Origin of the sequence: Bradyrhizobium sp. ORS 86 (assembly GCF_045571475.1) — a bacterium.
In the GTDB taxonomy this organism is placed as follows: Bacteria; Pseudomonadota; Alphaproteobacteria; order Rhizobiales; family Xanthobacteraceae; genus Bradyrhizobium.
In genome coordinates, this window is record NZ_CP120699.1 from 5,787,235 (window position 1) to 5,813,195 (window position 25,961).

25 protein-coding genes are annotated in these 25,961 nt (G+C 65.4%); 15 read left to right on the top strand and 10 right to left on the bottom strand.

The genetic code is table 11. The features are described from left to right. Positions 1–47: 47 nt before the first annotated feature. Positions 48–611: a DinB family protein gene (locus P6U25_RS26670; protein WP_407147738.1), complete on the top strand. Its 564-nt coding sequence runs from the start codon at positions 48–50 to the stop codon at positions 609–611. A 372-nt stretch (positions 612–983) separates the two neighbouring features. Here P6U25_RS26670 and paoC read toward each other — a convergent pair whose 3' ends face one another. From paoC to paoA, 3 genes are read right to left on the bottom strand one after another with little or no spacing between them, the layout of a single operon-like run. After that, positions 984–3,191 (bottom strand): aldehyde oxidoreductase molybdenum-binding subunit PaoC, encoded by a 2,208-nt coding sequence (gene paoC, locus P6U25_RS26675; RefSeq protein ID WP_407147739.1) that lies wholly within the window; start codon positions 3,189–3,191, stop codon positions 984–986. Between the two features lie 27 nt (positions 3,192–3,218). After that, positions 3,219–4,169 carry an FAD binding domain-containing protein gene (locus P6U25_RS26680; RefSeq protein ID WP_407147740.1) on the bottom strand — a complete coding sequence of 317 codons (951 nt, stop codon included), beginning with the start codon at positions 4,167–4,169 and terminating at the stop codon, positions 3,219–3,221. Further along, a complete protein-coding gene (paoA, locus tag P6U25_RS26685; RefSeq protein WP_407147741.1) occupies positions 4,166–4,813 on the bottom strand; it encodes an aldehyde dehydrogenase iron-sulfur subunit PaoA in 648 nt (215 codons plus the stop codon). The genes P6U25_RS26680 and paoA overlap by 4 nt, the downstream gene beginning before the upstream one ends. Positions 4,814–5,189: 376 nt before the next feature. Here paoA and P6U25_RS26690 point away from each other — a divergent pair, with 376 nt between their 5' ends. The 9 genes from P6U25_RS26690 (at position 5,190) to P6U25_RS26730 (ending at position 15,281) form a co-directional block, all read left to right on the top strand. Further along, complete coding sequence (locus P6U25_RS26690; RefSeq protein ID WP_407147742.1) at positions 5,190–5,948, top strand: enoyl-CoA hydratase-related protein; 759 nt, start codon at positions 5,190–5,192, stop codon at positions 5,946–5,948. Positions 5,949–6,009: 61 nt separating this feature from the next. Further along, the gene (locus tag P6U25_RS26695; protein WP_407147743.1) at positions 6,010–7,683 is read left to right on the top strand and encodes a bifunctional metallophosphatase/5'-nucleotidase; all 1,674 of its coding nucleotides are present in this window, start codon (positions 6,010–6,012) and stop codon (positions 7,681–7,683) included. Positions 7,684–7,969: 286 nt separating this feature from the next. Beyond that, entirely contained in the window at positions 7,970–8,896 is a 927-nt protein-coding gene (locus P6U25_RS26700) for a histone deacetylase family protein (RefSeq protein ID WP_407147744.1), read from the top strand. Between the two features lie 153 nt (positions 8,897–9,049). Next, positions 9,050–9,301 (top strand): exodeoxyribonuclease VII small subunit, encoded by a 252-nt coding sequence (locus P6U25_RS26705; RefSeq protein WP_028334494.1) that lies wholly within the window; start codon positions 9,050–9,052, stop codon positions 9,299–9,301. A gap of 565 nt (positions 9,302–9,866) precedes the next feature. Next, positions 9,867–11,801 carry a 1-deoxy-D-xylulose-5-phosphate synthase gene (gene dxs, locus P6U25_RS26710; protein WP_407147745.1) on the top strand — a complete coding sequence of 645 codons (1,935 nt, stop codon included), beginning with the start codon at positions 9,867–9,869 and terminating at the stop codon, positions 11,799–11,801. Between the two features lie 34 nt (positions 11,802–11,835). Then, the gene (locus P6U25_RS26715) at positions 11,836–12,408 is read left to right on the top strand and encodes a nucleoside 2-deoxyribosyltransferase (RefSeq protein ID WP_407147746.1); all 573 of its coding nucleotides are present in this window, start codon (positions 11,836–11,838) and stop codon (positions 12,406–12,408) included. Then, positions 12,405–13,160, top strand: coding sequence for a TlyA family RNA methyltransferase (locus tag P6U25_RS26720; protein ID WP_407147747.1), 756 nt, complete (start codon positions 12,405–12,407; stop codon positions 13,158–13,160). The genes P6U25_RS26715 and P6U25_RS26720 overlap by 4 nt, the downstream gene beginning before the upstream one ends. Beyond that, complete coding sequence (locus P6U25_RS26725) at positions 13,153–14,397, top strand: class I SAM-dependent RNA methyltransferase (protein WP_407147748.1); 1,245 nt, start codon at positions 13,153–13,155, stop codon at positions 14,395–14,397. The genes P6U25_RS26720 and P6U25_RS26725 overlap by 8 nt, the downstream gene beginning before the upstream one ends. Positions 14,398–14,510: 113 nt before the next feature. Then, positions 14,511–15,281 (top strand): DNA polymerase subunit beta, encoded by a 771-nt coding sequence (locus P6U25_RS26730; RefSeq protein WP_407147749.1) that lies wholly within the window; start codon positions 14,511–14,513, stop codon positions 15,279–15,281. Positions 15,282–15,298: 17 nt separating this feature from the next. Here the strand turns inward: P6U25_RS26730 and P6U25_RS26735 are convergent, their stop codons facing one another. Continuing rightward, a complete protein-coding gene (locus tag P6U25_RS26735) occupies positions 15,299–16,150 on the bottom strand; it encodes a DUF1194 domain-containing protein (protein WP_407147750.1) in 852 nt (283 codons plus the stop codon). Positions 16,151–16,379: 229 nt separating this feature from the next. On the opposite strand from P6U25_RS26735, the gene clpS reads away from it, so the two are divergent. After that, positions 16,380–16,685 (top strand): ATP-dependent Clp protease adapter ClpS, encoded by a 306-nt coding sequence (gene clpS, locus P6U25_RS26740; RefSeq protein ID WP_280976549.1) that lies wholly within the window; start codon positions 16,380–16,382, stop codon positions 16,683–16,685. Between the two features lie 5 nt (positions 16,686–16,690). Here clpS and P6U25_RS26745 read toward each other — a convergent pair whose 3' ends face one another. The 4 genes from P6U25_RS26745 to P6U25_RS26760 all read right to left on the bottom strand — a co-directional run bounded on the left by P6U25_RS26745 (position 16,691) and on the right by P6U25_RS26760 (position 20,902). Next, positions 16,691–17,569, bottom strand: a complete 879-nt coding sequence (locus tag P6U25_RS26745; protein WP_407147751.1) for a DMT family transporter — start codon at positions 17,567–17,569, stop codon at positions 16,691–16,693. A 117-nt stretch (positions 17,570–17,686) separates the two neighbouring features. Next, positions 17,687–18,880 carry an adenylate/guanylate cyclase domain-containing protein gene (locus tag P6U25_RS26750; protein ID WP_407147752.1) on the bottom strand — a complete coding sequence of 398 codons (1,194 nt, stop codon included), beginning with the start codon at positions 18,878–18,880 and terminating at the stop codon, positions 17,687–17,689. 176 nt (positions 18,881–19,056) lie between these two features. Continuing rightward, complete coding sequence (aroC, locus tag P6U25_RS26755) at positions 19,057–20,145, bottom strand: chorismate synthase (protein WP_407147753.1); 1,089 nt, start codon at positions 20,143–20,145, stop codon at positions 19,057–19,059. A gap of 157 nt (positions 20,146–20,302) precedes the next feature. Beyond that, positions 20,303–20,902 (bottom strand): histidine phosphatase family protein, encoded by a 600-nt coding sequence (locus tag P6U25_RS26760; RefSeq protein WP_407147754.1) that lies wholly within the window; start codon positions 20,900–20,902, stop codon positions 20,303–20,305. Between the two features lie 202 nt (positions 20,903–21,104). Here P6U25_RS26760 and P6U25_RS26765 point away from each other — a divergent pair, with 202 nt between their 5' ends. Continuing rightward, positions 21,105–21,593 (top strand): sigma-70 family RNA polymerase sigma factor, encoded by a 489-nt coding sequence (locus P6U25_RS26765; protein ID WP_407147755.1) that lies wholly within the window; start codon positions 21,105–21,107, stop codon positions 21,591–21,593. A 66-nt stretch (positions 21,594–21,659) separates the two neighbouring features. Beyond that, positions 21,660–22,424 carry an anti-sigma factor family protein gene (locus P6U25_RS26770; protein ID WP_407147756.1) on the top strand — a complete coding sequence of 255 codons (765 nt, stop codon included), beginning with the start codon at positions 21,660–21,662 and terminating at the stop codon, positions 22,422–22,424. A 374-nt stretch (positions 22,425–22,798) separates the two neighbouring features. Here the strand turns inward: P6U25_RS26770 and P6U25_RS26775 are convergent, their stop codons facing one another. Then, a complete protein-coding gene (locus P6U25_RS26775; protein WP_407147757.1) occupies positions 22,799–23,758 on the bottom strand; it encodes a DnaJ C-terminal domain-containing protein in 960 nt (319 codons plus the stop codon). A gap of 134 nt (positions 23,759–23,892) precedes the next feature. Then, entirely contained in the window at positions 23,893–24,303 is a 411-nt protein-coding gene (locus P6U25_RS26780; protein WP_407147758.1) for an RT0821/Lpp0805 family surface protein, read from the bottom strand. A gap of 105 nt (positions 24,304–24,408) precedes the next feature. Between P6U25_RS26780 and pdxH the strand changes: the two genes are divergently transcribed. Further along, a complete protein-coding gene (gene pdxH, locus P6U25_RS26785) occupies positions 24,409–25,050 on the top strand; it encodes a pyridoxamine 5'-phosphate oxidase (protein WP_407147759.1) in 642 nt (213 codons plus the stop codon). A gap of 97 nt (positions 25,051–25,147) precedes the next feature. After that, positions 25,148–25,900, top strand: a complete 753-nt coding sequence (locus tag P6U25_RS26790) for an SDR family NAD(P)-dependent oxidoreductase (protein ID WP_407147760.1) — start codon at positions 25,148–25,150, stop codon at positions 25,898–25,900. Positions 25,901–25,961 lie beyond the last annotated feature (61 nt).

Below are 25,961 nucleotides of genomic sequence, written 5' to 3' on the forward strand. Positions count from 1 at the left end.
TGCATGCTAAAACCCGCCGGCGTCACCCCGATCCGGTGAGGACCGACATGCCGGCCGATCTTGTTCAGACCTATCGCGCCTTCGCTTACAACAACGCGTGGGCCAACCACCGCCTTCTGACTGCGTGCGCTCGGCTCAGTCAGACCGAGTTTGCCGCCGAGCGGACCGGCTTCTTCCCGAGCCTGCAGCGGACGCTGAACCACATCTACGTCATCGATCTCTTCTACGTCGACGCGCTGGAGGGCGGCTGGCTCGGGCCAAAGGCCTGGGCGAACGAAGTCCCCTGCCCGTCGGTCGCGGAGCTCAAGCCAGCGCAGCGCGCGATCGATCAGCGCCTGATTGCCGTCTGCGATGCGTTGACGCCGGGCCGGCTAAGCGATGTCGCCCGGATCAATCGCGACACCACGATCCAGATCGAGCGGCGCGACCGTCTGCTGATGCATCTCTTTCAGCACGCGATCCATCATCGCGGCCAGGCCCACGCCATGCTCTCCGCAACGAGCGTCGCACCGCCGCAACTCGACGAGTTCTTTGCCGCCGGCGAAGCGCCGCTCAGGGCAAGAGAGTTCGCCGAACTGGGGTGGACCGAAGCTGTCGTGTGGGGCGGGTGACCGCAGCAGAGGCGAGCTGCCTACCAACTCAGGTAGGTGAAGACGGCGGTGGCAATCACCAGGGGCGAAAGGCCGAACGTCATGACAATCCAGAACTCGCGCTCCAACAATGCTTCCATATTGCGCCTCCCACTACCCGACGCTTACGCCTACTGGAAAGGCGGCATGGTGCTGGCGTCGTCGGGTTCCGGCTACAACCCAAGTGAATCGCCGGAACGATTTTGGCGAATTCGGTCTGATTGTTTGTTCGCTGCGTGCGGAACCGACCTGGCAAGTTTCAGCGCGAATGGCGGCTGCGGATCGGGGAACCAGGGTGATCGGAACCGAGGCCTTGTTTCCTAGCTTCATTGCTCGCGGTGGCTGTGCCACCGCTTACGCAGTCTCCGGCAGCCCTCCGAGCAGCTTGTCGAGCGTGATCGGATAGTCGCGCACGCGCACGCCGGTCGCGTTGTAGACCGCGTTGGCCACCGCCGCCGCCACGCCGCAGATGCCGAGCTCGGCGACGCCCTTGGCCTTCATCGGCGACGATATCGGATCGGTCTCGTCAAGGAAGACCATGTCGAGATGCGGGATGTCGGCATGGACGGGCACCTCGTAGGCGGCGAGGTCGTGATTCACGAACAGGCCGTGACGCTTGTCGACCACCAGATCCTCCATCAGCGCCGCACCGACGCCCATGGTCATCGCGCCGATGACCTGGCTGCGCGCAGCCGTCGGATTCAGGATGCGGCCAGCGCCGCATACCGCGAGCATCCGCCGCACACGCACCTCCGCCGTATCGGCATCGACACCGACCTCGACGAAGTGCGCGCCGAAAGTCGACTGCTGATAGGTCTTGGCGAGGTCGCCGTACTCGATGGCATCCTCCGCCGAGATGCCGCCGTTGCCGGCAGCCTGCGCCAGCGGCACGCTGCGATTGCCGGCGCGAACCACACCGTCTGCGAAGACCGCCTCGGCGGAGTTGAAGCCGAGTTTCTGCGCGATGCTGTCGCGCAGCTTGACGCAAGCGGCGTAGACGCCGGCCGTGGAGTTGTTGCCGCCCCACTGCCCGCCGGAGCCGCATGACACCGGAAAATCGGAGTCACCGAGCCGAACCACCACCTTGTCCAACGGCACGCCCATCATCTCGGCCGCGGTCTGCCCGATGATGGTGTAGGAGCCAGTGCCGATATCGGTCATGTCGGTCTCAACCGTCACCTTGCCGTCCTGGTCGACGCGCACGCGCGCCGCAGACTTGGTGAGGAGATTGTTGCGGAAGGCTGCGGCAACGCCGATGCCGACCAGCCAGCGTCCGTCGCGAACCTTCGCGGGTTGCGGGTCGCGCCGGCTCCAGCCGAACCGCGCAGCGCCTTCGCGCAGGCATTTGACGAGCTGGCGCTGCGAGAATGGCCGCTCCGGATGTTCAGGATCGACCTGGGTATCGTTCTTGATGCGCAGCTCGATCGGATCCATGCCGAGCTTCTCGGCGAGCTCGTCGATCGCGATCTCCAGCGCCATCATGCCGGAGGCCTCTCCGGGAGCACGCATCGCGTTGCCTTCGGGCAGGTCAAGCTCCGCGAGCCGCATCGTGCTCATCCGGTTGGCGCCGGCATAGAGCAGCCGCGTCTGATTGACTGCGACCTCCGGCTCGCCGTCCTTCACGTTGCCGGACCAGCTCTCATGCCCGACCGCGGTGATTTTGCCGTCGCGTTCGGCGCCGAAGCGGATCCGCTGGATCGTCGCCGGCCGGTGCGTGGTATTGTTGAACATCAGCGGACGTTGCAGCGCCACCTTGACCGGGCGGCCCGCGGCGCGGGCCCCGAGCGCGGCGAGCAGCACGTCGGCGCGCAGGAACAATTTGCCGCCGAAGCCGCCGCCGATATAGGGCGAGATGAGCCGGACATTTTCCTTCGGGATACCGAGCGTCTTCGCCATGTCGGTCGCGCCCCAGGCGATCATCTGGTTGGAGGTCCAGACCGTGAGCTTGTCGCCGTCCCACTTGGCGATCGAGGCGTGCGGCTCCATCATCGCGTGGCCCTGATCAGGGGTGGTGTAGGTCGCGTCGAGCTGGACCGGGGCCGCGGCGAACGCCGCCGCAAAATCGCCCACCGCGGTGTCGGCCGGGCCGCCGATCTTGGGATTGGGGACGAAGGCCTTGTCCCGCGACGCCGCAAGGTCGAACCGGCCATCGCCCGGCGCGTAGTCGACACGGACCAGTTGCGCGGCGGACCGCGCCTGCTCGAAGGTCTCGGCGACGACCACGGCGATGGCTTGATGGTAGTGCGCGATCTCGGGGCCGCCGAGCAGCGGCGCTGCGTTGCGCTCACCCTTGTCGAGTTTTCCAGCGTTCTCCGCGGTGACGATGGCGAGCACGCCCGGCGCCGCCTTGGCGGCTTCGAGATCGATCGCCTTGATCCGTCCCTTGCCGATCGCCGATCCCACCACATAGCCATAGGCCTCGCTGGTCACGACGTCGTGCCGTTCATAGGCGTAGGGCGCAGTGCCCGTCGTTTTCAACGGCCCCTCGATCCGGCTGGTCGGATGGCCGACCACCTTGAGCTGGTCGATCGGATTAAAGGTGGCTGGATGTTCGAATCGCATGCTCTAACCCTTATCTAGGCCTTGATTCTAGGCTTTGGCCTCGCGCAGCACCGCCGACAGCGTTCGCTCGGCGAGCGGCAGCTTGAATGCGTTGTCCTGCGTCGGCTTCGCGTCGGCGAGCAGCCGCGCAGTGACGGCCTTGGCGCCACGCGACAATTCCGCCTCCGCCGCCTCGACGCGCCATGGCTTGTGCGCGACGCCACCAAGCGCAACGCGGCCCGAGCCGTCGGGCTGCACGATCGCCGCGACCGAGACCAGCGCGAAGGCATAGGAGGCACGGTCGCGAACCTTGCGATAGGCCTGCGCGCCGCCGACCGGCCTCGGTAGCACCACGGCGGTGATCAGTTCGCCCGGCTCGAGCGTGGTCTCGATCTCGGGATGGTCGCCCGGGAGCCGGTGCAGCTCGGCGATCGGGATCATCCGCGCGGTGCCGTCCGGCCGCACCGTCTCCACCATCGCGTCGAGCGCACGCATTGCCACCGCCATGTCGCTTGGATGGGTCGCAATACACGCATCACTGGTGCCGACCACTGCGTGCTGCCGGCTGAAGCCGCCGATTGCGGCGCAGCCGCTGCCGGGCTTGCGTTTGTTGCACGGCAGATTCGTGTCGTAGAAGTACGGACAACGCGTCCGCTGCAGGAGATTGCCGGCGGTGGTTGCCCTGTTGCGCAACTGGCCGGAGGCGCCAGCCAGCAGCGCGCGCGCCAGCACGGCATAGTCGCGGCGCACCCGCGCGTCTGCCGCGAGGTCCGTATTGCGGACCAGCGCGCCGATGCGCAGGCCGCCGTCCGGCGTCGGTTCGATCCGATCCAGCGCCAGGCCATTGACGTCGATCAGGTGTGCCGGCGTCTCGATCTCGAGCTTCATCAGGTCGAGCAGGTTGGTCCCGCCGGCAATGAATTTCGCGTTCGCGGTCTGCGCAGCCGCCGCGGCGGCCGCGCCCGGCGACGCCGCGCGCTCATAGCTGAACGTTCTCATGCGCTCCTCCCGGCGACCTCAGCGATCGCCTCGGCGATGTTGGAATAGGCGCCACAGCGGCAGATGTTGCCGCTCATGCGCTCGCGAAGCTCGGCATTGCTCAGTCGCATCGGCGCATTGAGATCACCGGTCACATGGCTCGGGATGCCGGCCCGGATCTCGTCGAGCACGCCGACCGCCGAGCAGATTTGCCCGGGCGTGCAATAGCCGCACTGGTAGCCGTCATGCTTGACGAATGCCGCCTGCATCGGATGCAGATGCTCCGGCGAGCCCAGTCCCTCGATCGTGGTGATCTCGTCGCCCTGATGCATCACGGCGAGTGTCAGGCAGGAATTGATGCGTCGGCCGTCGACGATGACGGTGCAGGCGCCGCACTGACCGTGATCGCACCCCTTCTTGGTGCCTGTCAAATGCAGGTGCTCGCGCAAGGCATCGAGCAGCGTGGTCCTGGTGTCGAGTTCGAGCTGATGGGTTTCGCCGTTCACGTCAAGGGACACTCTTGTCATCACGGGCGCTCCGGTCGGGGTTGTTGGGTTGGTCGCCGCCGGTGACGCGCGCGTTGCGACGGACGACGCGGCAAGCGAAGCGGCGCCGACAATCAACAGATGGCGTCGGGATAGTTCCAAATGGCCGGAAATCTGCATTTGACTCTCCTGAGGCATTTGGCTCTCCTGAGAATGGCTCTCGCTCGTGCCGCTCGTTCTCCCGGTGCCCAGCCCCGATCGAGGCCGGAACCGGCAACGGGACTGACATCCGAACATGTCTGCGGGCCGCATGGTGTGAATGCGATCGGCTGCGGAATGTTTCTCGCAAGCCGCCGAAACTAAACCGCAGGCGACATGAGCATTGCCGGGCGGACACGCACGGGAGCTCAGTGACAAAGGATCGCGCGGGCCGGTGCTATCGTCCGCATGCGCGCCGAAAGGGAAAAGCAGCACGAAACCCTTTGGGCCTGCAGAAGATCATGTAGGATGACGACGGGCACGAACTGGCCGCCCGCCGACCGCAGGACCGTCTGATATGACCGCGCATGTGATCGTGACCGATGAAGCCGCCACACGTGTGATCCGGCTGCGCCGGCCTGAGAAGAAGAACGCGATCACGCATGAGATGTTTCGTGCGATGCGCGAAGCGATCGACACGGCGCAGAACGATCCGAAAATCCGCTGCCTGATCGTCACCGGCGGCTCCGGCGTGTTCACCGCCGGGAACGACATCGAGGACTTGCTCGAGCAGAGCACATCGGGCCAGCCACCGCCTGCCTCCGATTTGGTCAAGTTCCTCTACTCGCTGGCCCACAACGTCAAGCCGATCATCGCCGCCGTCGACGGGGCTGCGATGGGCATCGGCACCACCATGCTGTTCCACTGCGACTACGTGCTCGCCAGCACGACCGCGCTGTTCTCAACCCCCTTCTCCAGTTTCGGCCTGGTGCCTGAGGGCGCCTCCAGCCTGCTGATGCCGCGCAGCATGGGTCACCAGCGCGCGTTCGCAATGCTGGTGATGGGACGCACCATGACAGCCGATGACGGCCGCGATGCCGGCTTCGTCAACACGGTGGTGGCGCCGGGCCATGCCGAGGTCGAGGCGCGCAAGGTGGCGCGGGAGATCTGCGCGCTGCCGCCCGAAGCAGTCGCGATTTCCCGCCGGCTGCTCAGGCTGCCGCCCGAAGACATCACCCGCCGGATCGACCAGGAGAATCATGTGTTCACCGAGCGCATGCGCTCGCAGGATGCGATCACCGCTTTCAAGACGTTCATGGCGCGCACGAAGGATTGAATGTTCGCGTCGCAAAAATGTAGTGGCACGGCCTCATGATGGCATGTTCCATGGACAGGTCATGAAGCGCCCCCGCCGTTCACTCCTCGCCGCCGCCATCTGCTCACTCGCCGCCATCGCGGCCTGTCCCGCACCGGCGCAGACCGTGGCGCCGGTGGATTTGCGCATTCTCGCGATCAACGATTTCCACGGCTATTTGCGGCCGCCGCCGGGCGGCATCCGCATCACCGATCCCGCCGACAAGACGAAGAAGGTCATGGTGCCTGCCGGCGGCGCCGAGCGGATGGCGACCGCGGTCAAGCAGCTCCGCGAGGGGCACAAGAACAACATCTTCGTCGCGGCCGGTGACCTGATCGGTGCCAGCCCCTTCCTGTCGGCGATGTTTCACGACGAGCCGACCATCGAATCGCTGTCGATGATGGGGCTCGCGATCTCCTCCGTCGGCAATCACGAGTTCGACGAGGGCAAGGACGAGCTGCTGCGGATGCAGAACGGCGGTTGCCATCCGGTCGACCAATGCCAGGGGCCGCATCCCTTCGCGGGCGCCAAATTCCACTATCTGGCCGCCAGCACGCTGGACAGGACCACCGGCAAGACGGTGTTTCCGCCTTACGAGATCAGAGAGTTCGACGGCATCCCGGTCGCCTTTATTGGGCTGACGCTGAAGAACACGCCGAACCTGGTGTCGCCGGCCGGCGTTGCGAGCCTCGAATTCGGCGACGAGGCCGAGACCGTCAATGCGCTGGTCCCGGAATTGAAGGCGAAGGACGTCGAGGCCATTGTGGTCTTGATCCACGAAGGTGGCTTCCCGACCGGCGACTACAATGAATGCCCCGGCATCTCCGGGCCGATCGTCGACATCGTCAAGAAGTTCGATCACGCCGTGGATGTCGTGATCTCAGGTCACACCCATCAGGCCTATGTCTGCGAGATCGACGGACGGCTCGTCACCTCCGGTGACAAATACGGCACGCTGGTCACCGCGATCGATCTTCAGCTTGATCGGAAGTCCCATGACGTGATCAGCGCCAAGGCCGACAACACCATCGTTCGCCTCAACGGGTTCGAGCGCGATCCCGAGCAGAGCGCGCTGCTCGAAGCCTACGACCGGCTGGCCGCGCCGATCGCGAACCGTACAGCAGGCGCAGTGACGGAAACGCTGTCGCGCAGGCCGAACGAGGCCGGCGAAAGCTCGCTCGGCGATATCGTCGCCGACGCGCAGCTCGTAGCAACCAGCTCGGAGCCGAATGGCGGCGCGGTGATCGCCTTCACCAATCCGGGCGGCCTGCGCACCGACATCACCAAGCGCGACGACGGCGCAGTGTCCTATGCCGACATCTTCGCGAGCCAGCCGTTCCGCAACCAACTCGTAACGATGACGCTGACCGGCAAGCAGCTCAAGGACGTGCTGGAGCAGCAATGGGCCGACCCGAAACGCCCGCGTCCGCTGCAGGTCTCCAAGGGCTTTTCCTATGCGTGGGACGCGACCAAGCCCGACGGCGAGCGCATTGTCGCCGCACGGATGTCGCTCCATGGCAAGCCGATCGACGCGATCAGTAGCTATCGCGTGACCGTGAACAATTACCTCGCCGAGGGCGGCGACGGTTTCACGGTGTTCAAGGGCGGAACAGCGCAGCAGTTCGGCGTCTACGACGTCGACGCGCTCTATGCCTATTTCAGGGCCAACAGCCCGGTGGGACCGACGGCGGGCCACCGCATCGAGAAGATCAACTGAGCGAGGCGCGTGGAACACCGTGCATCCCCGTCATTACGAGCCAACGGTTCGCACGAATGCGCGCCCGATGACAGCCTCCGCGAAGCGACCCATCCTTCCGCGCGTGCGGTGACGATGGATTTGCTCGGCTTGCGCTCGCAATGACGCGGAAAGAGTTGGGCTCTCACCCAGCCACCGCATCCGGGAAGAATGAGGACGGAGAGACGGAGCCAGGGCTTCCCGCCGAGCCGGTAACGGCCTACATTGGCCTTTCCTCGTACGCGCATCGGTAGCGCCGGGAATTTGCATGACACTGCTTCTGACGCATTCCGCTTGCCTCAACCATCTCACCCCACCCGGACATCCCGAACGCCCCGACCGGCTGCGCGCGGTCGACGAGGTGCTGGCCGAGGACCGCTTCGAGGCGCTGGTGCGTGACCAGGCGCCGGAAGGCGACCTGGATTCCGTGCTGCTCTGTCATGGCGAGCACTATGTCGGCGAATTGCGCCATATCGCGCCGACCTCGGGCATGATCTATCTCGACGGCGATACCTCGATGTCGCCAGGCACCTGGGAAGCCGTGATGCGCGGTGTCGGCGGCGCGCTCGCCGCAACCGACGCGGTGATGAAGGGCCAGCATCGCAATGCCTTCGTCGCGGTGCGACCGCCCGGTCATCACGCCGAGAAATCGACGCCGATGGGCTTCTGCTTCTTCGACAATGCCGCGATCGCCGCGCGCCACGCGCAACGCAAGCACGGCATCGCACGCGCCGCGGTGGTCGATTTCGACGTCCATCATGGCAACGGCACGCAGGACATCTTCTGGGCCGATCCGACCGTGATGTATTGCTCGACGCACCAGATGCCGCTGTTTCCGGGCACCGGCGCGATGAGCGAGCGCGGCGAGCACGACACCATCGTCAATGCGCCGCTGGCGCCGGAAGACGGCAGCGCCAGGTTCCGCGCCGCGTTCGAGAACCTGATCTTGCCGCGGCTGCAGCAGTTCTCGCCGGAACTCATCATCATCTCAGCCGGCTTCGACGCGCATCATCGCGATCCGCTGGCGTCGATCAACCTGAAGGCCGACGATTTTGGCTGGGTGACGCGCAAGCTGATGGACATCGCCGACAAGAGCGCCGGCGGCCGCGTGGTCTCGGTGCTGGAAGGCGGCTACGATCTGCAGGGATTGAAAGAGTCGGTGGCTTCCCACGTCAGCGCATTGATGGACGTGTGAATCCTCGCCACAATAAGCTCGCAAAAATTCGATTGATTCTGCACGGGGACGAGCATGGTCCCGAACGGCGGGAACCGGTTTTCGCTCGCGTCAGACGTATGGCGTTTGCGCGGAGATCATGCTCAAACACGTCTGTGCAACCGGGAACACGAGATGGCCGAAAATACTCAAGCCGACGTCAAGAAGCTGTCGTTCGAACGCGCGATCGAGGAACTCGAATCGATCGTCAAGCGGCTCGAGGACGGCAAGGTCCCGCTCGAGGAGTCGGTCGCGATCTATGAACGCGGCGAGGCGCTGAAGCGCCGTTGCGAGGAATTGCTGCGCCAAGCCGAAGCCCGCGTCGACAAGATCACCACCGACGCCTCGGGTCAGCCGACCGGTACCGAGCCGCTCGACGTGCAGTAGCGCCGCGCGCGGCGATCGCGACAATCCGGCAGCCAACGCGATCGCGCCGACTGGCAATTGTTGCTGTGCATTTCTGCCTCCGGGGATGGCGATCGCCACCGCCGGCGGCTTTTGCGTGCACATCCATCATCCGCGTGATCGGCTGATCCCGGAGCGGCCGACTGCCTCCAAATGATCATAATGGAACGCAGCGGCCCTCCAGGCCATTGGCCGACCGTTGAAAAATCTAGCTTTTTTGGCGTGGGGCATGGGAACCCAGCGCGCCGAGCGGCTTGGCTTTGGCCACAACTTTGGTGTAATGCTTCCAGCTCTATGGGCATTTGAAGGTAGCGGGCGGCCAGCTTCTTCCGGCGGCAAGCACCTCAAATGGTTCGATAAAACTGAACCGGGACGGGTGAAGAGCGACCAAAGTGATGCTTATCACGTGGTTCAATCCGGAGTGCATCTAGGCTTTCAACCAGGCACCGGCGCCGCCGGGGCGGCACCCAGTGTCTGTCATTCACTGCGCGGAATGCGCGCAACCCTTCTCGCGCGGGGCCGTTGTCCCGGCATGCAAAATTGGAATATGGCTGTGACCACATTTAGTAAGACGCCGCTTCTTGACACCATTCGCACGCCCGAAGACCTGCGCAAGCTGAAGATCGAGCAGGTGCGGCAGGTCGCCGACGAGCTGCGCCAGGAAACCATCGACGCCGTGTCGGTGACCGGCGGGCATTTCGGCGCCGGCCTCGGCGTGGTCGAGCTGACCACCGCCATCCACTACATCTTCGACACGCCGCGCGATCGTCTGATCTGGGACGTCGGCCATCAGGCCTATCCGCACAAGATCCTGACCGGACGGCGCGACCGCATCCGCACGCTGCGCACCGGCGGCGGCCTGTCCGGCTTCACCAAGCGCACCGAGAGCGATTACGACCCGTTCGGCGCAGCGCACTCCTCGACTTCGATCTCGGCCGGCCTCGGCATGGCGGTGGCGCGCGACCTTTCCGGCGGTAACAACAACGTCATCGCCGTGATCGGCGACGGTGCGATGTCGGCCGGCATGGCCTATGAGGCCATGAACAACGCCGGCGCGATGAACTCCCGCCTGATCGTGATCCTCAACGATAACGACATGTCGATCGCGCCGCCGGTCGGTGCGATGAGCGCCTATCTGTCGCGGCTCTATTCCGGCAAGACCTACCGCACGCTGCGCGAGGCGGCCAAGCAGATCAACAAGCGCCTGCCCAAGATCCTCGCCAACCGTGCCAACCGCGTCGAAGAATATTCCCGCGGTTTCATGATGGACGGCGGTACGCTGTTCGAGGAGCTCGGCTTCTACTATGTCGGCCCGATCGACGGTCACAATCTCGATCACCTGCTGCCCGTGCTGAAGAACGTCCGCGACATGGAAACCGGGCCGATCCTGGTTCACGTCGTGACCCAGAAGGGCAAGGGCTATGGTCCGGCCGAGGCGTCCGCAGACAAATATCACGCCGTGGTCAAGTTCGACGTCGCCACCGGCACCCAGGCCAAGGCCAAGCCGAATGCGCCGGCCTACCAGAACGTGTTCGGCCAGAGCCTCGTCAAGGAAGCCGAGAAGGACGACAAGATCGTCGCGATCACCGCGGCGATGCCCTCCGGCACCGGCGTCGACATCTTCAACAAGGCGTTCCCCGACCGCACCTTCGACGTCGGCATCGCCGAGCAGCACGCGGTGACCTTCGCCGCCGGTCTCGCCACCGAAGGCTACAAGCCGTTCTGCGCGATCTATTCGACCTTCCTGCAGCGCGGCTATGACCAGGTGGTCCACGACGTCGCGATCCAGAGCCTGCCGGTCCGGTTCGCGATCGACCGCGCCGGTCTGGTCGGCGCCGACGGCGCGACCCACGCCGGCTCGTTCGACAATGCCTATCTCGGCTGTCTGCCGAATTTCGTCATCATGGCCGCGTCCGACGAGGCGGAACTGGTTCACATGGTGGCGACGCAGGTCGCGATCGACGATCGCCCGAGCGCGCTGCGCTATCCGCGCGGCGAAGGCCGCGGCGTCGAGATGCCGGAAGTCGGCGTCCCGCTGCCGATCGGCAAGGGCCGCATCATCCGCGAAGGCAAGAAGGTCGCCCTGCTCTCGTTCGGCACCCGTCTCGCCGAGTGCGAGAAGGCCGCCGACGAGCTCGCCGCCCACGGCCTTTCGGCGACCATCGCCGATGCGCGCTTCATGAAGCCGCTCGACGAGGACATGATCCTGAAGCTCGCGCGCGAGCATGAGATCCTGATCACGATCGAGGAAGGCTCGATCGGTGGTTTCGGCTCGCACGTGGTGCAATTGCTGACCGACCAGGGCATGCTCGACAGCGGCATGTTGAAGTTCCGCTCGATGGTCCTGCCCGACGTGTTCCTCGACCACGACACACCTGCGGCGATGTACGCCCGCGCCGGGCTCGACGCCAAGAGCATCGTTGCCAAGGTGTTCGACACGCTTGGCAAGGATTTCAAGTCCGAGACGGTGAAGCTCGCATAGTCCGCCCGGGCGGCGCATTGGCGTCGGCAAGTCCATGATCATCTATCTGGCAGGTCCTGACGTGTTCCTGCCGGATGCCGTGGAGATCGGCCGCCGCAAGGCGGAGATTTGCGCGCTGCATGGACACACCGGGCTCTATCCGCTCGACAATGCGGCGAGCCATGCGGCCACCAGCGCGTCGCTTACCATTTTCAAAAGCAACGAAGCGATGATGGAGTCCGCCGACGCCATCATCGCCAACTTGACGCCGTTTCGCGGCCCAAGTGCCGACGCAGGCACTGTCTACGAACTCGGCTACATGGCGGGACGCGGCAAGCTGTGCCTCGCCTACTCGAACGATCCCGCCTCCTACGCCAATCGCGTGGCGCGGCTGCAGCAGGTTGCGGAGGCGCCCGATGGACGCCTGATCGATGCGGAGGGGCTCACGGTGGAAGAATTTGGATTGCCCGACAATCTGATGATGATACACGCGCTCGATCTGCACGGCAGTCCGCTGGTGACACCGAGCGAAGCGCCGCAGGATATCTGGCACGATCTCGCCTCGTTCGAGGCCTGCGTGCGGCTCGCCGCCCCGCGCGCGCGACGCTTTCCGGGCTTCACCAATTGACCGGCAGCGGCGACAGCCATGGGCCGGCCGGCAAGCGCGTCGATGTGCTGCTGGTCGAGCGCGGCCTGTTCGAAAGCCGGGCGCGGGCGCGCGCGGCGATCGACGCGGGTCTTGTCACGGCCGGCGGTAAGCACGTCGCCAAGGCCTCCGAGATCGTGGCGCCCGACGCCGAATTGTCCGCTGAGCCCGCGCACCCTTACGTCTCGCGCGGCGGCGTCAAGCTCGCCGGCGCGCTGGAGCACTATCCGATCGACGTCGAGGGCCATGTCTGCCTCGACGTCGGCGCCTCGACCGGCGGTTTCACCGAGGTGCTGCTCGCCAACGGCGCGAGCCTCGTGTTTGCCGTCGACGTCGGCCGCGGCCAACTACACCCCTCGCTGCGGGGACATCCGAAGATCGTCTCGATGGAGGAGACCGATATCAGGAGCTTCGAAGGCAAGCGCCTGCCGGCACGGCCGGACATCGTCGTGATCGATGTCAGCTTCATCTCACTCAAGGCGGTGCTGCCAGTGGCGCTGTCGCTCGCCGCTGCGCCGATGCATCTGCTGGCGCTGATCAAGCCGCAATTCGAGGCTGCGCGCAAACATTCCAAGCGCGGCATCATTCGCAATGCGATGGTGCACCAGGAAATCTGCGACGATATCGCCGCCTTCGCCGCCTCGCTCGGCTGCACCGACATCCAGGTGTTCCCGTCCTCGATCAAGGGCGGCGACGGCAATATCGAGTTCTTTCTCGGCGCGCGGCGTGGCTGAGCTGCTCACCATCGACCACGTCGGCCACCGCGGCGACGGCGTCGCGATCGATGGCGCGCAGTCGATTTATGTGCCTTACGCGCTGGCCGGCGAGATCGTCGAGGTCGCCGACGTCCCCGGTCACCATCCGGACCGGCGGCGACTGGTGCGGGTCGCGCGCGCCAGCCCGGAGCGCATCGCGCCGTTCTGTCCGCATTTCGGCGTCTGCGGCGGCTGCGCGATCCAGCACTGGAGTGACGAGGGCTACCACGCCTGGAAGCGCAACATCGTCCTCGAGACACTGGCACAGGCGAAGATTGCGGCCGAGGTCGCGCCGGTGGTAGACGCCCACGGCGCCGGACGCCGCCGTATGACGCTGCATGCCCGCATGGGCACCCACGAGATCCTCATGGTCGGCTTCGCCGCGATAGGCTCGCACGAGATCATCCCGATCGATCGCTGTCCGATTCTCGATCCGGCACTCGACGGCGCGCTCGAGGCGGCCTGGGCCATCGCTGAACCGCTGATGACCTCCAGCGGCAAGCCGCTCGACATCCAGGTGACCGCGACCCTCAACGGTCTCGACATCGACGTGCGCGGCTCCGGCGCGCTGCCGACCAGCATGATCACCGCCTTGTCACGCATCGCGGGGAAACACCGGCTGGCGCGGCTGACGCGGCACGGCGAACTGGTGCTGATGCGCGGCTCACCGGAGATCGCGATCGGAAAGGCGAAGGTCGTGCTGCCACCGGGAGCATTCCTGCAGGCGACCGGCAAGGGCGAGGAGACGCTTGCCGCGCTGGTCATCGAGCGTTGCGGACGCGCGAAACACATCGCTGATCTGTTTTGCGGCGTCGGCCCGTTCGCGCTCCGCCTGGCGGAGCGGGCACGCGTCGCGGCTTTCGACAGCGATGCCGGCGGCATCGCGGCGCTGCAAAAGGCCGCGAAGTCGACGCCGGGGCTCAAGCCGCTCAAGGCCGAGGCGCGCGATCTGTTTCGCCGCCCGCTGGTGCCGCAAGAGCTGCGCGACTTCGATGCTGTCGTGTTCGATCCGCCGCGGCAGGGCGCGCAGGCGCAGGCCACGCAGCTTGCGGCGAGCAAGGTGCCTGTGGTCGTCGCGGTGTCCTGCAACGCCGCCACCTTCGCACGCGATGCGAAGATCCTGATCGACGGCGGCTACAGAATCGAAGGAGCCACGCCCGTCGACCAGTTCCGCCACAGCCCGCATGTCGAGCTGGTGGCGCGGTTTGTGCGCTGAAGCCGTGTGACTGATGCCGCCGGGCGCGGTAGAGTGCGCCTTCCATGCCGCACGATCCGCTGCTCGCCCGCCTCACTCCTGTTCTCGCTGATGTCCCTGGCCTCGCCGCCATCGTGCTCGGCGGCTCGCGGGCGCGAGCAACGGCGCACGATGCGTCCGACTACGACGTCGGCCTTTATTACACGGAGGCCGCTCCTCTGGATGTCGATCGGCTGCGCGAAGCAATCGCGCACCTTGTCGATGAGCCCAGCGCCGCGCAGGTGACTCCCGTCGGCGAATGGGGCCCGTGGATCGTCGGCGGTGCGTGGCTATCGATCGGCGGCCGCAAGGTCGATCTGCTCTATCGCAGCGTTGACAGGGTGAGCGCGACGATCGACGCCTGCCGGAACGGCGATATCGCCATGCACTACCAACCGGGCCATCCGCACGGCTTCTGCTCGGCGACCTGGATGGGTGAAGTCGCACTGTGCCAACCCCTGCATGACCCGAGCGGCGTCGTCGCGGAGCTGAAAGCGAGGACCGCGCCCTACCCGCCCGCCTTGCGCGACGCGCTGATCCGGCGCTTTCAATGGGAAATCCTGTTCAGCATCGAGAATGCCGAGCTCGCCCTACCGCGCGGCGACGTCACGCATATCGTGGGCTGCGCCTATCGCGCACTCGCCTGCTTGGGGCAGGTGCTGTTCGCCCTCAACGAACAGTACCTCATCAACGAAAAGGGCGCGCTGATCGTAGCCGCAGGCTTTCCCGTGACCATCCACGGTCTGACGGAGCGCGCCGCGGAGGTTTGGCGATCAATCGGATCAGGCCAGTACGAGAACGCATTGCGGGTGCTGCGCTTGTTGGAGAACGAGCTTCGGGGAGATTTGCACGGTCGGTTGTACTAACCCACCTTGCGAGATCGCTACCGCCCCCATCTGTCCTGCCAGATCTTCTCGCCGATCATGCAATTGACGCGCGGCTCCTTGTCGGCGGCCCGCACCACGGGTCGCTCCGGCGTGCGGCCGGCGACCTCGAGCAGGAGCTTGGTGCGGATCGCCTCCTTGAACTTCTCGCGGTCCTTGATCGACACCACGAAGGAGCCGGGACCGCCGATCACGCAGTCCTCGTAGTACCAGTCGAGATTTTCGATATCCATCGTCGAATAGGACGGCTCCTTCACCATGATCGGCAGGCCGTTGATGACGATGCCCTTCTCCAGCGCCATGTCGCGCGCGGGCTGGATCGGCGCGCCGTTGTTGTTGGGTCCGTCGCCGGAAATATCGATGACGCGCCGCAGGCCGCGATGCGGGTTCTCGTCGAACAACGGAACCGCGAAATAGATCGCACCCGAGATCGAGGTGCGCGAGGCCCGGCGAACCGGCGTCTTCATGATCTCGGCCGCGACGGCATCCGCGGATTCAGGACCGTCGATCACGCGCCAGGGGATGATGATTTTCTGATCGTTTGACGCAGCCCATTCAACATAGGTGATCGAAATCTTGCCGTTCGGCCCGGCCTTGAGCGCCTGCAGGAACTCCCTAGAGACGATCGCCTGCGCGTAACCCTCGCGCTGGACCGCGAGTTCGTCCATGTCCATCGAATAGGAGACGTCGACCGCAAGGATCAGTTCGACATCGACGCTCGGGGTGGATTCCTTCTCGACCAGCCGCTCGTTGGGCTGCGTTCCCGGCCCGGGCGCGGCAACACCGGCCGCATCGCCGCTTGCCAGCATGCCGGCGACAAGCACCGCTCCGATCGAGACATACCAGCGCATCGCTGCCCTCCCGTCGTATGACTGTCATCGTGACACGCAAATCAGGCGGCGCAAAGCGCGAACAGCGTCCGCGCTTCACATTCAGGTTAAGCCCGTCCGCCTTGATTTGGGCGACGACGACGGCGCGCGCCGTGCCGTTGCCGCAATGAGCCCGTGCAAATCGACCGGTTCCAGCGAAGCCCGGAAGGCATTATTATCCGGAGTGCAACCGTGAGGGAGGTGCCGGGCAATGCCCGATACCATCGTCAAGCCGAAAACCAAGGCGAAGACCAAGGTCGAGCGGCCGCGTCTGCACAAGGTCATCCTGATCAACGATGATTACACGCCGCGTGAATTCGTCGTGACCGTGCTGAAGGCGGAATTCCGCATGACCGACGATCAAGCCTACAAGGTGATGCTGACGGCGCATCAGCGCGGTGTCTGCGTGGTCGCGGTGTTCACCAGGGATGTCGCCGAGACCAAGGCGACACGAGCCACCGACGCCGGCCGCGCCAAGGGCTATCCGCTGCTGTTCACCACCGAGCCGGAAGAGTAGCACCCTCACCGCTCCGCCGGCTGCGCGAGCTGCGCCCGTCCGCCCGCCGCGATGTCGGCGACGACGGCGCCCATCACCAACGCACCGCCGACGAACGCTCGGACCGACGGCACCTCGGCAAAGGCTAGCCACACCCAGAGCGGCATCAGCGGTGTTTCGAGCGTGGCGATCAGCGAGGCCTGCCCGGACGGTATCAGCCGGGAGCCCAGCGTGAACAGCGTGAGGCCGAGCCCGACCTGGCAGAACCCGAACATCGCGAGCACGCCGAGGTCGGATGCCGTGGCCGAGCCGATAGCCTGCGCAAAGGGAATGCTGATCAGGCTGCCGAGAAAGTTCGATAATGCGGCAGCCGCAACCATCGGTGTCTCCCGATGCCTGCGGATGGCGACCGTCATCAGCGACAGCGCCAGCATCATCACGCAGGCGAGCCCGATGCCCCTATAATCCGCGACGCCGCCTGCACTGCTGACGGCGACGGCCACGCCGACCAATGCCACCGCGCTGGCCAGCAGCGTCCGCGGCAGGGCGGCTTCACGCAACCATATCCAGGCGATCGCGGCGGCGGCAAAGGGCTGGACGGCGACGATGACGGCGACATTGGCCACGCTCGTCATTTGCAAGGCCGGGATGAACGTCACCATGCCAACGGTCGAAAGGCCGGCCACCAGCCAACCGCTGGCGCGCATCGCGATGAGGTCGCGCGCGCCACGCCGGCCTTGGGTGGCGACGAGGAACAGGGTGATCGCGCCGCCGCCGAACAGCCCGCGCCAGAACAGGATGGTCCAGGAATCGAAGTGGAGCAGCCGGGTGAAGAACGCCGCGGTGCTCCATGCGACCGCGGCCGCGGCGATCAGGGCAATGCCGGTCCGATGCTGGGCATCCACGCACTTGGCGCCGCTCCTAAAGCACGATGAGATTGGGTTGAATCGTCATCGCGCTTTAGCTTCCTGCTTGAGCATGATCTTTTCGGAAAGCTGCATCACACTTTTCCGGATCATGCTCTAGGCGTGAGCGGCGCGCGACGCTTCGTCGTGCAGGCCATAGACCCGCTCAGCCTTCGAGAATCCGGCGATCGGAAACTCGCCAAGCTCGCTCCAGCCGCCGTCGCAAATGCCGGCGAAGCGCTCGGAGGCAACGACAGTGCGGCCAAGTCGGCCGGCGATCCTCTCCAGCCGCGCGGCGAGATTGACCGCAGGCCCGATGCAGGTGAAGTCCAGCCGGTTGCCGCCCCCGATATTGCCGTAGAGCACGCGCCCGAGATGCAGGGCGACGCCGAAGCGGAAACGCTCGACGTCTTCGCCATTGGGAAATTGCAGCGCCGCGACGCCGGCGCGAGATTCGCGCGCCGCCTCCAGCACCCGTGAACAAACCTGCTCCTCGTTGCCGACATATTCGTCGACCGGAAACACCGCGAGCAGGCCATCACCCATGAATTTCAGCACCTCGCCGCCGTGGGCGCGGATCGCGGACACTTGGCAATCGAAATAGAGGTTGAGGATCTCCACCATGGTCTCGGCCGGCAAGCGATCCGACAACGCGGTGAAACCGCGCAGATCGGACAGCCAGATCGCGGCATCCATCGTATCGGCATGGCCGCGCCTGATCTGGCCGCCCATGATGCGCTCGCCGGCGCGGTTGCCGACATAGGTATCGAGCAGAAGCGCGGCGGTGCGCCGCAGCGTCACGATCTCGATATAGCGCGCCAATGGAACGGTGAGCGACCGGATCACGTTCAGTTGCTCCTCGGTGAAGCCACCCGGCTGCTTGGTGGTCCAGCTCGAAGCATTGGGAAAGCCGTCAGTGTTGATCAGCGGCATGGCGATGTAGTCGGTGACGCCTTCCGGGCGCAGGTCCTCGACAATCGGAAAACGCGCGCTTGCCGGATCGTCGAGCCGCGCCCTCACCTCGACGCATTGCTTGAAAACGATCGAAAGCGGACTTGCGGCATATCCCGGGGAGTCCAGAATGTCGTGACTGACGCTGCCGGTCTCCACTTCGGCCCCAGGCTTCCAGATGAAACTGCGCCCGTAGATCTCGGGATGCAGCGTGCGAACGAACACGCCGACGCGCCATAGCGGCAGGCCGGCGCGAACCACGCGTTCGCAGCATTCCGCCATCATCTGCGACGGGGTGGGCGCCGAGCGCGCTCCGCCGATCATCCACTCGATGATGTCCCGCAACTCCGACGCGTTCATGGCAGTACCCCCGACGAGCACCCGACCTGGAGCAGCTTCGGTCTGGCTGAATCAGAACCGAAGCTCCAGATTCTTGTTTTGGCGCGTTCTCTTGGCAAGAAACCGGTGCCTGTCCCGGATCAAGTCCGGGACAGGCCTCGCCCGAAAACGCAGTAGCGACCGCTACTATACAGGAATCAGCGGCCGGTCTGTCCGCGATGGCGCAGAAAATGATCGGCCAGCACGCAGGCCATCATGGCCTCGCCGACCGGCACGGCACGGATGCCGACGCAGGGATCGTGGCGGCCTTTGGTCAGGATGTCGGTGTCGGCGCCTTTGCGATCCACGGTCCGGCGTGGCGTCAGGATCGAGGATGTCGGCTTGACCGCGAAGCGCACCACGACCGGCTGGCCGGTCGAGATGCCGCCCAAAATGCCGCCGGCATTGTTGGACAGGAACCTGGTGCCGTCATTGCCGGTCCGCATCTCGTCGGCGTTCTCTTCGCCGGAGAGCTCCGCAGCACCGAAACCTGCGCCGATCTCGACGCCCTTGACCGCATTGATGGTCATCATCGCCGCCGCCAGCTCGCTGTCGAGCTTGGCATAGATCGGCGCGCCGAGCCCGGCCGGCACGCCCTCGGCGACGACCTCGATCACGGCGCCGATCGAGGAGCCGCTCTTCCTGATGCCGTCGAGATAGCTTTCGAAGAATGCCGCCTTGTCCTTGTCCGGGCAGAAGAACGGATTGTTCGCGATCTCGTCCCAGTCCCACTTGTCGCGATCGATCTTGTGCGGGCCCATCTGCACCAGCGCGCCGCGCACCTTCACGCCCGGCAGGACCTTGCGCGCGATTGCGCCCGCCGCGACGCGGGTCGCGGTCTCGCGCGCCGAGGAGCGCCCGCCGCCGCGATAGTCACGCAGGCCGTATTTCGCCTCATAGGTGAAGTCGGCATGACCGGGGCGGAACTTGTCCTTGATCTCGGAATAATCCTTGGAGCGCTGGTCGGTATTCTCGATCAAAAGCGCGATCGGCGTGCCCGTCGTCACCTGCACGCCGGTCTCCGGATGCGCCATCACGCCGGACAGGATCTTCACCGCATCCGGCTCCTGGCGCTGGGTGGTGAAGCGCGACTGGCCGGGACGGCGGCGATCGAGGTCGTGCTGGATCTCCTCCACTTTGAGCGGGATCAGGGGCGGACAGCCGTCGACCACGCAGCCGATCGCCACCCCATGGCTTTCGCCGAAGGTCGTCACGCGGAACATATGGCCGAAGGTGTTGAAGGACATCTTTTGCGCTTGTGTAAGTCAGTTCTGGCTTGTGGTAACGCGCGCAGGCACCGGGGTCAAACTACTGATCCGTCATTCCGGGGCGATGCGCAGCATCGAACCCGGAATCTCGAAATTCCGGGTTCGCCCTCCAGGCGCCCCGGAATGACCGCGTAGCTCAACTATATTTCCGCAACCCGGCCTCATCGAATACGTAGACCGCGCCCTGCTCGATTGTGAGATCGGCGGCGCTGGCCGGGGTCTCGAAGCCGAGCGCCACCATCAGCGCCCGGGCGGTGCCGCCATGGGCGACGGCGACCGTGTCCGAGCCCACCGACTGGTACCAGTCGGTCATCCGCGCCTGCACCTCGACATAGCTTTCGCCGCCCGGCGCCGCCACCGTCCACTTCTCGACCAGGCGCCGGGCATAGAGGGCGGGGTCGGCGGCCTGGGCTTGCGTGAGCGTCGATCCTTCCCACGTCCCGTAGCCGATCTCGCGCAGCCTGTCGTCGAGGGCATAGCCGCCCGGCGGCAGGCCGAGCTCGGTGCGCACCAGCTCCATGGTCGCACGCGCCCGGATCAGCGGGCTGGCAACGAAGGCGAGCTGCGTCTTGTCGCGACCATCGCGGGCGAACAGGCCGGCGAGGATGCGCCCCGCATGCGCCGCCTGGCGGCGGCCGAGCTCGTTCAGCGCGATGTCCTGCACGCCCTGCAGCCTGCCTTCCGCATTCCATGAGGTCTCGCCGTGACGGATATAGTAGATCGTCGGCACCGGCATTGCGTGATGATTAATCCCTGCTGAGCGAGTTGCGTTGCCTCGTAGAGATCACGTAGCCGGAATCGACATGCCGGGTACAGCCCAAATCTGCTCTTTGGCCACCGCGCCGCGCGGACAAATCGGCGCAATCGGAATAGTCACGTCATTTGGGTGTTATGTTGGGAAAGGCGGCTGCCGCCGCAACCATCGAAGACAGGGATGCATGACCGCCTTTCGTCAAAGCGTCGAGGCCATGATACCGGCGCTCCGTCGCTACGCGCGCGCACTCGCGCGTGACGCCGACATCGCCGACGATCTGGTGCAGGACACGCTGGTGCGGGCGCTCCGCTCGGAGCGGCTGTTTCTCGGCGGCGACCTCAGGAGCTGGCTCTACACGATCCTGACCAACCTTAACAAGAACCGGCGGCGCTCGCTGGCGCGCCGGCCGCCACTGATGCCGCTGCTCGACAACAACGCCGACGCCAGCGGCACCGAGGCCGAGGGACGCGATATCGAGCGCGCATTGTCGACGCTGGTGGAGGAGCAGCGCTCGGTGCTGCTGCTGGTGATGCTGGAGGGCCTGAGCTACCGCGAGGTCGCCGACATCCAGGGCGTGCCGATCGGCACCGTAATGTCCCGGCTGGCCCGCGCCCGCGCCCATGTGAGAGCCTCGCTGGACGGCGAGCGTCCGGCGCTCAGGCGGGTGAAATGACACGATGTGTGACGGCAACGTTACGCGTGAACGATTTCCAATCGAGATTTGACAGAGACGACTGATATGACCGACCCGAACATTCCCGTCACCGAAGACGAGTTGCATGCTTACGTCGACAACGAGCTGCCGGCCGAGCGCCGCGGAGATGTCGAGGCCTGGCTCGCGGCGCATCCGGACGAAGCGGCGCGGGTGCAGTCATGGCGTGCGATGGCGGAGGCGCTGCACGCGCGCTACGATTCCGTGCTCGACGAGGCGGTGCCGAAGCGGCTCGAACTCGAGCGGCTGGAGCGTCAGCCGCGGCGCTGGATCTATGGCGCGGTGGCGGCAACGCTCACCGCCTTCGTCGTCGGCGGTGGCATCGGCTGGGTCGCGCGCGGCATGGCGGTCGCGCCATCGACCTTCCAGAGCTTCACGCTCGATGCCCTCGATGCACACCGGTTGTATGTGGTCGAGGTCCGCCATCCCGTCGAGGTGCCCGGCAACGAGCGTGCGCATCTGCAGGCCTGGCTGACCAAGCGCTGCGGCTGGGACGTGCGCGCGCCGGAGCTGACCGGGCTGAAGCTGATCGGCGGCCGGCTGCTGCCCGGACCGGGCGGGCCGGCGTCGTTCCTGATGTATGAGAGCGCGTCCGGCGAGCGCTATACGATCTACACCGCGAAGGCGAAGACCGAGGCGACGCAGATGCGATACGCCGTGCACGGCAATGACGGCGCGCTGTTCTGGGCCGACCGTGGTGTCGCCTATGTCGTCAGCGGCGGCACCGACCGCTCGCGCCTGACGCAGGTCGCGCAGGCAGTCTACGATCAGATGGAGAAAAGCGGCGGATAGCGCACGTCCACCGAAACGCCACGACGCCAGCGTTGAATGAATCTTGCCTCATTTGGCGTCCCAATTCGGACATTGAAAATTTCGAATCGTGTCATCGGCACGTCTCAATATCGCACCGGATGATCACGCGAGGATGATCTGCGCTCGATCCGCCGATCGACGCACGCGGCCTCGATTGGGGTTTTGTACCGCGCTGGTCCCCCTCTCGAGGCCGCACTCCCTCGTCCGCTCCCGAACCGTCCGCTCGCCGCAGAACGGGACGGAGCGGCTTGCTATCCTCTGGCGCCAGCGCGACCTTGGCACTCGCGGACGCTCGCCCCCGGCCCCGAAACACTCCGGGGCAGTTCAGTTTCGCATCTCAAGCGTGTCGGCTGTCAGCCGAGATCGCTGCGCGGATTGTAGGGGTGTCGATCCCGCCACGTCTGCATCAATGCCTCAAGATCGGCATCGTTCCCGTCGGGGAGGATGATGCGGGTGGTGACGTAGAGGTCGCCGGTCGCGCCCGCCTTCGGCAGACCCTTGCCCTTGAGGCGGAAGGTGCGGCCGCTGGAGGTGTTCTTCGGGATCGACAGTTCGACCGCGCTGCCGAGCGTTGGCACGCGGACCTTGCCGCCGAGCACCGCCTCATAAAGTGTGATCGGCAGATCGATCCTGAGATCATTGCCATCGACCTTGAAGAACGGATGCGGCGCGATCGAGATCGTGATCAGGAGGTCGCCGGGCGGATGACCGGGCGCGGTCTCACCTTGCCCTTTCAGCCGGATCTGCTGGCCGCTCGCGACGCCCGCGGGAATCTTGACGTTGAGCTCACGGCCGGTCGGCAGCCGAACGCGCTTCTCGCCGCCCTTGACCGATTCCTCCAGTGACACCGTCATGGACACCGAAAGGTCGAGATCGACCCCGACCCCGCCGCCGGCATCGAATTCGAACGGGCTTGCGCGCCCGGCGCGACCACCGCGGGCCGCGTTGCCGAACATGCTGTTGAGGATATCCTCGAAGCTGCCGCCACCCATGCCACCGCCCGGGCCGGTGCGGAAGCTGTACTCGAAGCCGCCCGGACCGGCACGGCCGCCGGCACCGGCGCCGCCGCCGGGGAATCCCTGGAAGCGCGGCTTGCCTTCCGCATCGATCTCGCCACGGTCGAACTGCCGGCGCTTGTCCTCGTCGCCGATGATCTCGTTGGCAGCGTTGATCTCGGCAAAGCGGGCGGCTGCCTTGGGATCACCCTTGTTGTTGTCGGGATGATGCTTTTTGGCGAGCTTGCGATAGGCGCTCTTGATCGTCGCAGCGCTGGCGCTCCGCTGCACCCCCAACACGTCATAGGGGTCGCGCATCCGTCAGGTCTCCTTCACGGGAAAATCAGTCCAGGATCGGGAACCCGTCCGGGCCCACCTTGCTTTCATCTGGGGGTTCAGTGGCATTTTTGCAACTAGCCCGGCGCCGTCGCCACCTCAAATACCGGCGGCACTCAGGACTTTCTCCACGGCGTCATGCTACGGATTTCCCACCGCCCCCGTCCAGTCTTGCAGGCGACGCCCTGCAACCAGGTTTCGGTGGTTCCGTTGACGTAGCTTGCGAGAAAGTCGCGGCAGACCCGGCCATCCTCGCCGGAATAGGCCTGCGCCAGCGGCGTCACCGATCCGCGTGCCCCGGTCTGCGGATTCTCCCAAGGCTGGCTGGAATCCTTGTCACCCTTGGTCAGCACGTCGGAGGCCGCGTTGCGGGCGAAGGCAAGGTCGCTGTCGGTCGGCACCACCGCGTTGACCGGTGTCGGGCGGATCGAGCCCGTCACATCCGCGTCGTCCACCCGCGCGAAGGCATCGACCTGCGACAGGCTGCAGCCGCTTGCGCCGACACCGATGAGAATCAGTGTAACCACCGTTCCCGCGGGACGGATCGCCGATAGGCCAATGCGGTCCCATGCCCTATATAGGGCGAGCAACGCGTTTTGTGACGCGGGCGGAAGCAAATCGGGACCCCTGACATGACCGACACGACCTCCATCAAACACCCGACACCGTTAACATCGGGTGATTTTACCGCGGCGGAGGAGCCGTTCGCGTTGTTCGGTGAATGGTTTGCGGAGGCTGCCAAGTCCGAGCCCAATGATCCGAATGCGATGGCGCTCGCCACCGTCGATGCCGAAGGGCTGCCCGACGTGCGGATGGTGCTGATGAAGGGCTTCGATGCCGACGGCTTCGTCTTCTACAGCCACATCGCCTCCGCCAAGGGCCGCGAACTGGCCGCCAATCCGAGGGCGGCTTTGCTATTTCACTGGAAATCGCTGCGTCGGCAGGTGCGGATCCGCGGCCTTGTCGCGCCGGTGACCGATGCCGAGGCCGATGCTTATTTCGCCACGCGGCCGAAGCAGGCGCAGATCGGCGCGTGGGCGAGCAAGCAATCGCAGCCGCTGGAAAGCCGTTTCGCCTTTGAGCAGGCGATCGCCAAGGTCGGCGCGAGATACGTTATCGGCGAGGTGCCGCGGCCGCCGGGCTGGAGCGGATGGCGGATCACGCCCGTGCGCATCGAGTTCTGGCATGACCGTCCGTTCCGCCTGCACGACCGCATCGAATTCCGCCGCGACGGCGCCGGTAGTGCGTGGTCGAAAGTGCGGCTGTATCCCTGATGCCAATTTGTTTGAGCATGATCTCTTCGGAAAACCGGCTTCCACTTTTCCGGATCATGCTCCGGACGCCGACGCCGTTCAACGCTGAAAGGTCCCCATGTCTCCCACATCGAACGCGCCGCGGCGCACGCTGCTCCTGACCGGCGCCAGCCGTGGCATCGGCCATGCCACAGCGATCCGGTTCTCATCCGCCGGCTGGCGCGTCATCACCTGCTCGCGGCACGCCTTTCCCGAAGTCTGCCCGTGGGGCGCTGGGCCGGAAGACCATATCGAGGTCGATCTCGGCAGCCATGACGACACCGTGCGCGCGATCTCCGAAATCAGGCGACGGCTGGAGAACGACGAACTCCACGCGCTAGTCAACAATGCCGCGATCTCGCCGAAGGCCCCGGGCGGCGGGCGGCTCGGCACCATGGATACCGACATCGAAACCTGGAACCAGGTCTTTCACGTCAACTTCTTCGCGCCGATCATGATCGCGCGCGGGCTGATCGAGGAGCTGAAGCACGCGCGCGGCGCGGTGGTGAACGTCACCTCGATCGCGGGCTCCCGCGTGCATCCCTTTGCCGGCGCGGCCTACGCGACGTCGAAGGCGGCGTTGGCGGCGCTGACGCGCGAGATGGCATCGGACTTCGGCCGCGTCGGCGTCCGCGTCAACGCGATCGCGCCGGGCGAGATCGATACCGCGATCCTGTCGCCGGGCACCGAGAAGATCGTCGAGCAGCAGATCCCGATGCATCGCCTGGGCACGCCAGACGAGGTCGCCAAGATCATCTACGTGCTGTGCACGGAAACCAGCTCTTACGTGAACGGCGCGGAGATCCACATCAACGGTGGCCAGCACGTCTAGCGCTAAGGGTTAGTTGCGACGTCATTGCTGGGAGAGAGAGGGACGAAGCGATCCCGGCCGC

What these genes read in the sequence shown, in the direction of transcription:
- P6U25_RS26670 (WP_407147738.1), top strand. Translation starts at nt 48, where the DNA reads ATGCCGGCCGATCTTGTTCAGACCTATCGCGCCTTCGCTTACAACAAC.
- paoC (WP_407147739.1), bottom strand. Translation starts at nt 3,191, where the DNA reads ATGCGATTCGAACATCCAGCCACCTTTAATCCGATCGACCAGCTCAAG.
- P6U25_RS26680 (WP_407147740.1), bottom strand. Translation starts at nt 4,169, where the DNA reads ATGAGAACGTTCAGCTATGAGCGCGCGGCGTCGCCGGGCGCGGCCGCC.
- paoA (WP_407147741.1), bottom strand. Translation starts at nt 4,813, where the DNA reads ATGCAGATTTCCGGCCATTTGGAACTATCCCGACGCCATCTGTTGATT.
- P6U25_RS26690 (WP_407147742.1), top strand. Translation starts at nt 5,190, where the DNA reads ATGACCGCGCATGTGATCGTGACCGATGAAGCCGCCACACGTGTGATC.
- P6U25_RS26695 (WP_407147743.1), top strand. Translation starts at nt 6,010, where the DNA reads ATGAAGCGCCCCCGCCGTTCACTCCTCGCCGCCGCCATCTGCTCACTC.
- P6U25_RS26700 (WP_407147744.1), top strand. Translation starts at nt 7,970, where the DNA reads ATGACACTGCTTCTGACGCATTCCGCTTGCCTCAACCATCTCACCCCA.
- P6U25_RS26705 (WP_028334494.1), top strand. Translation starts at nt 9,050, where the DNA reads ATGGCCGAAAATACTCAAGCCGACGTCAAGAAGCTGTCGTTCGAACGC.
- dxs (WP_407147745.1), top strand. Translation starts at nt 9,867, where the DNA reads ATGGCTGTGACCACATTTAGTAAGACGCCGCTTCTTGACACCATTCGC.
- P6U25_RS26715 (WP_407147746.1), top strand. Translation starts at nt 11,836, where the DNA reads ATGATCATCTATCTGGCAGGTCCTGACGTGTTCCTGCCGGATGCCGTG.
- P6U25_RS26735 (WP_407147750.1), bottom strand. Translation starts at nt 16,150, where the DNA reads ATGCGCTGGTATGTCTCGATCGGAGCGGTGCTTGTCGCCGGCATGCTG.
- clpS (WP_280976549.1), top strand. Translation starts at nt 16,380, where the DNA reads ATGCCCGATACCATCGTCAAGCCGAAAACCAAGGCGAAGACCAAGGTC.
- P6U25_RS26750 (WP_407147752.1), bottom strand. Translation starts at nt 18,880, where the DNA reads ATGAACGCGTCGGAGTTGCGGGACATCATCGAGTGGATGATCGGCGGA.
- aroC (WP_407147753.1), bottom strand. Translation starts at nt 20,145, where the DNA reads ATGTCCTTCAACACCTTCGGCCATATGTTCCGCGTGACGACCTTCGGC.
- P6U25_RS26760 (WP_407147754.1), bottom strand. Translation starts at nt 20,902, where the DNA reads ATGCCGGTGCCGACGATCTACTATATCCGTCACGGCGAGACCTCATGG.
- P6U25_RS26765 (WP_407147755.1), top strand. Translation starts at nt 21,105, where the DNA reads ATGACCGCCTTTCGTCAAAGCGTCGAGGCCATGATACCGGCGCTCCGT.
- P6U25_RS26770 (WP_407147756.1), top strand. Translation starts at nt 21,660, where the DNA reads ATGACCGACCCGAACATTCCCGTCACCGAAGACGAGTTGCATGCTTAC.
- P6U25_RS26775 (WP_407147757.1), bottom strand. Translation starts at nt 23,758, where the DNA reads ATGCGCGACCCCTATGACGTGTTGGGGGTGCAGCGGAGCGCCAGCGCT.
- pdxH (WP_407147759.1), top strand. Translation starts at nt 24,409, where the DNA reads ATGACCGACACGACCTCCATCAAACACCCGACACCGTTAACATCGGGT.
- P6U25_RS26790 (WP_407147760.1), top strand. Translation starts at nt 25,148, where the DNA reads ATGTCTCCCACATCGAACGCGCCGCGGCGCACGCTGCTCCTGACCGGC.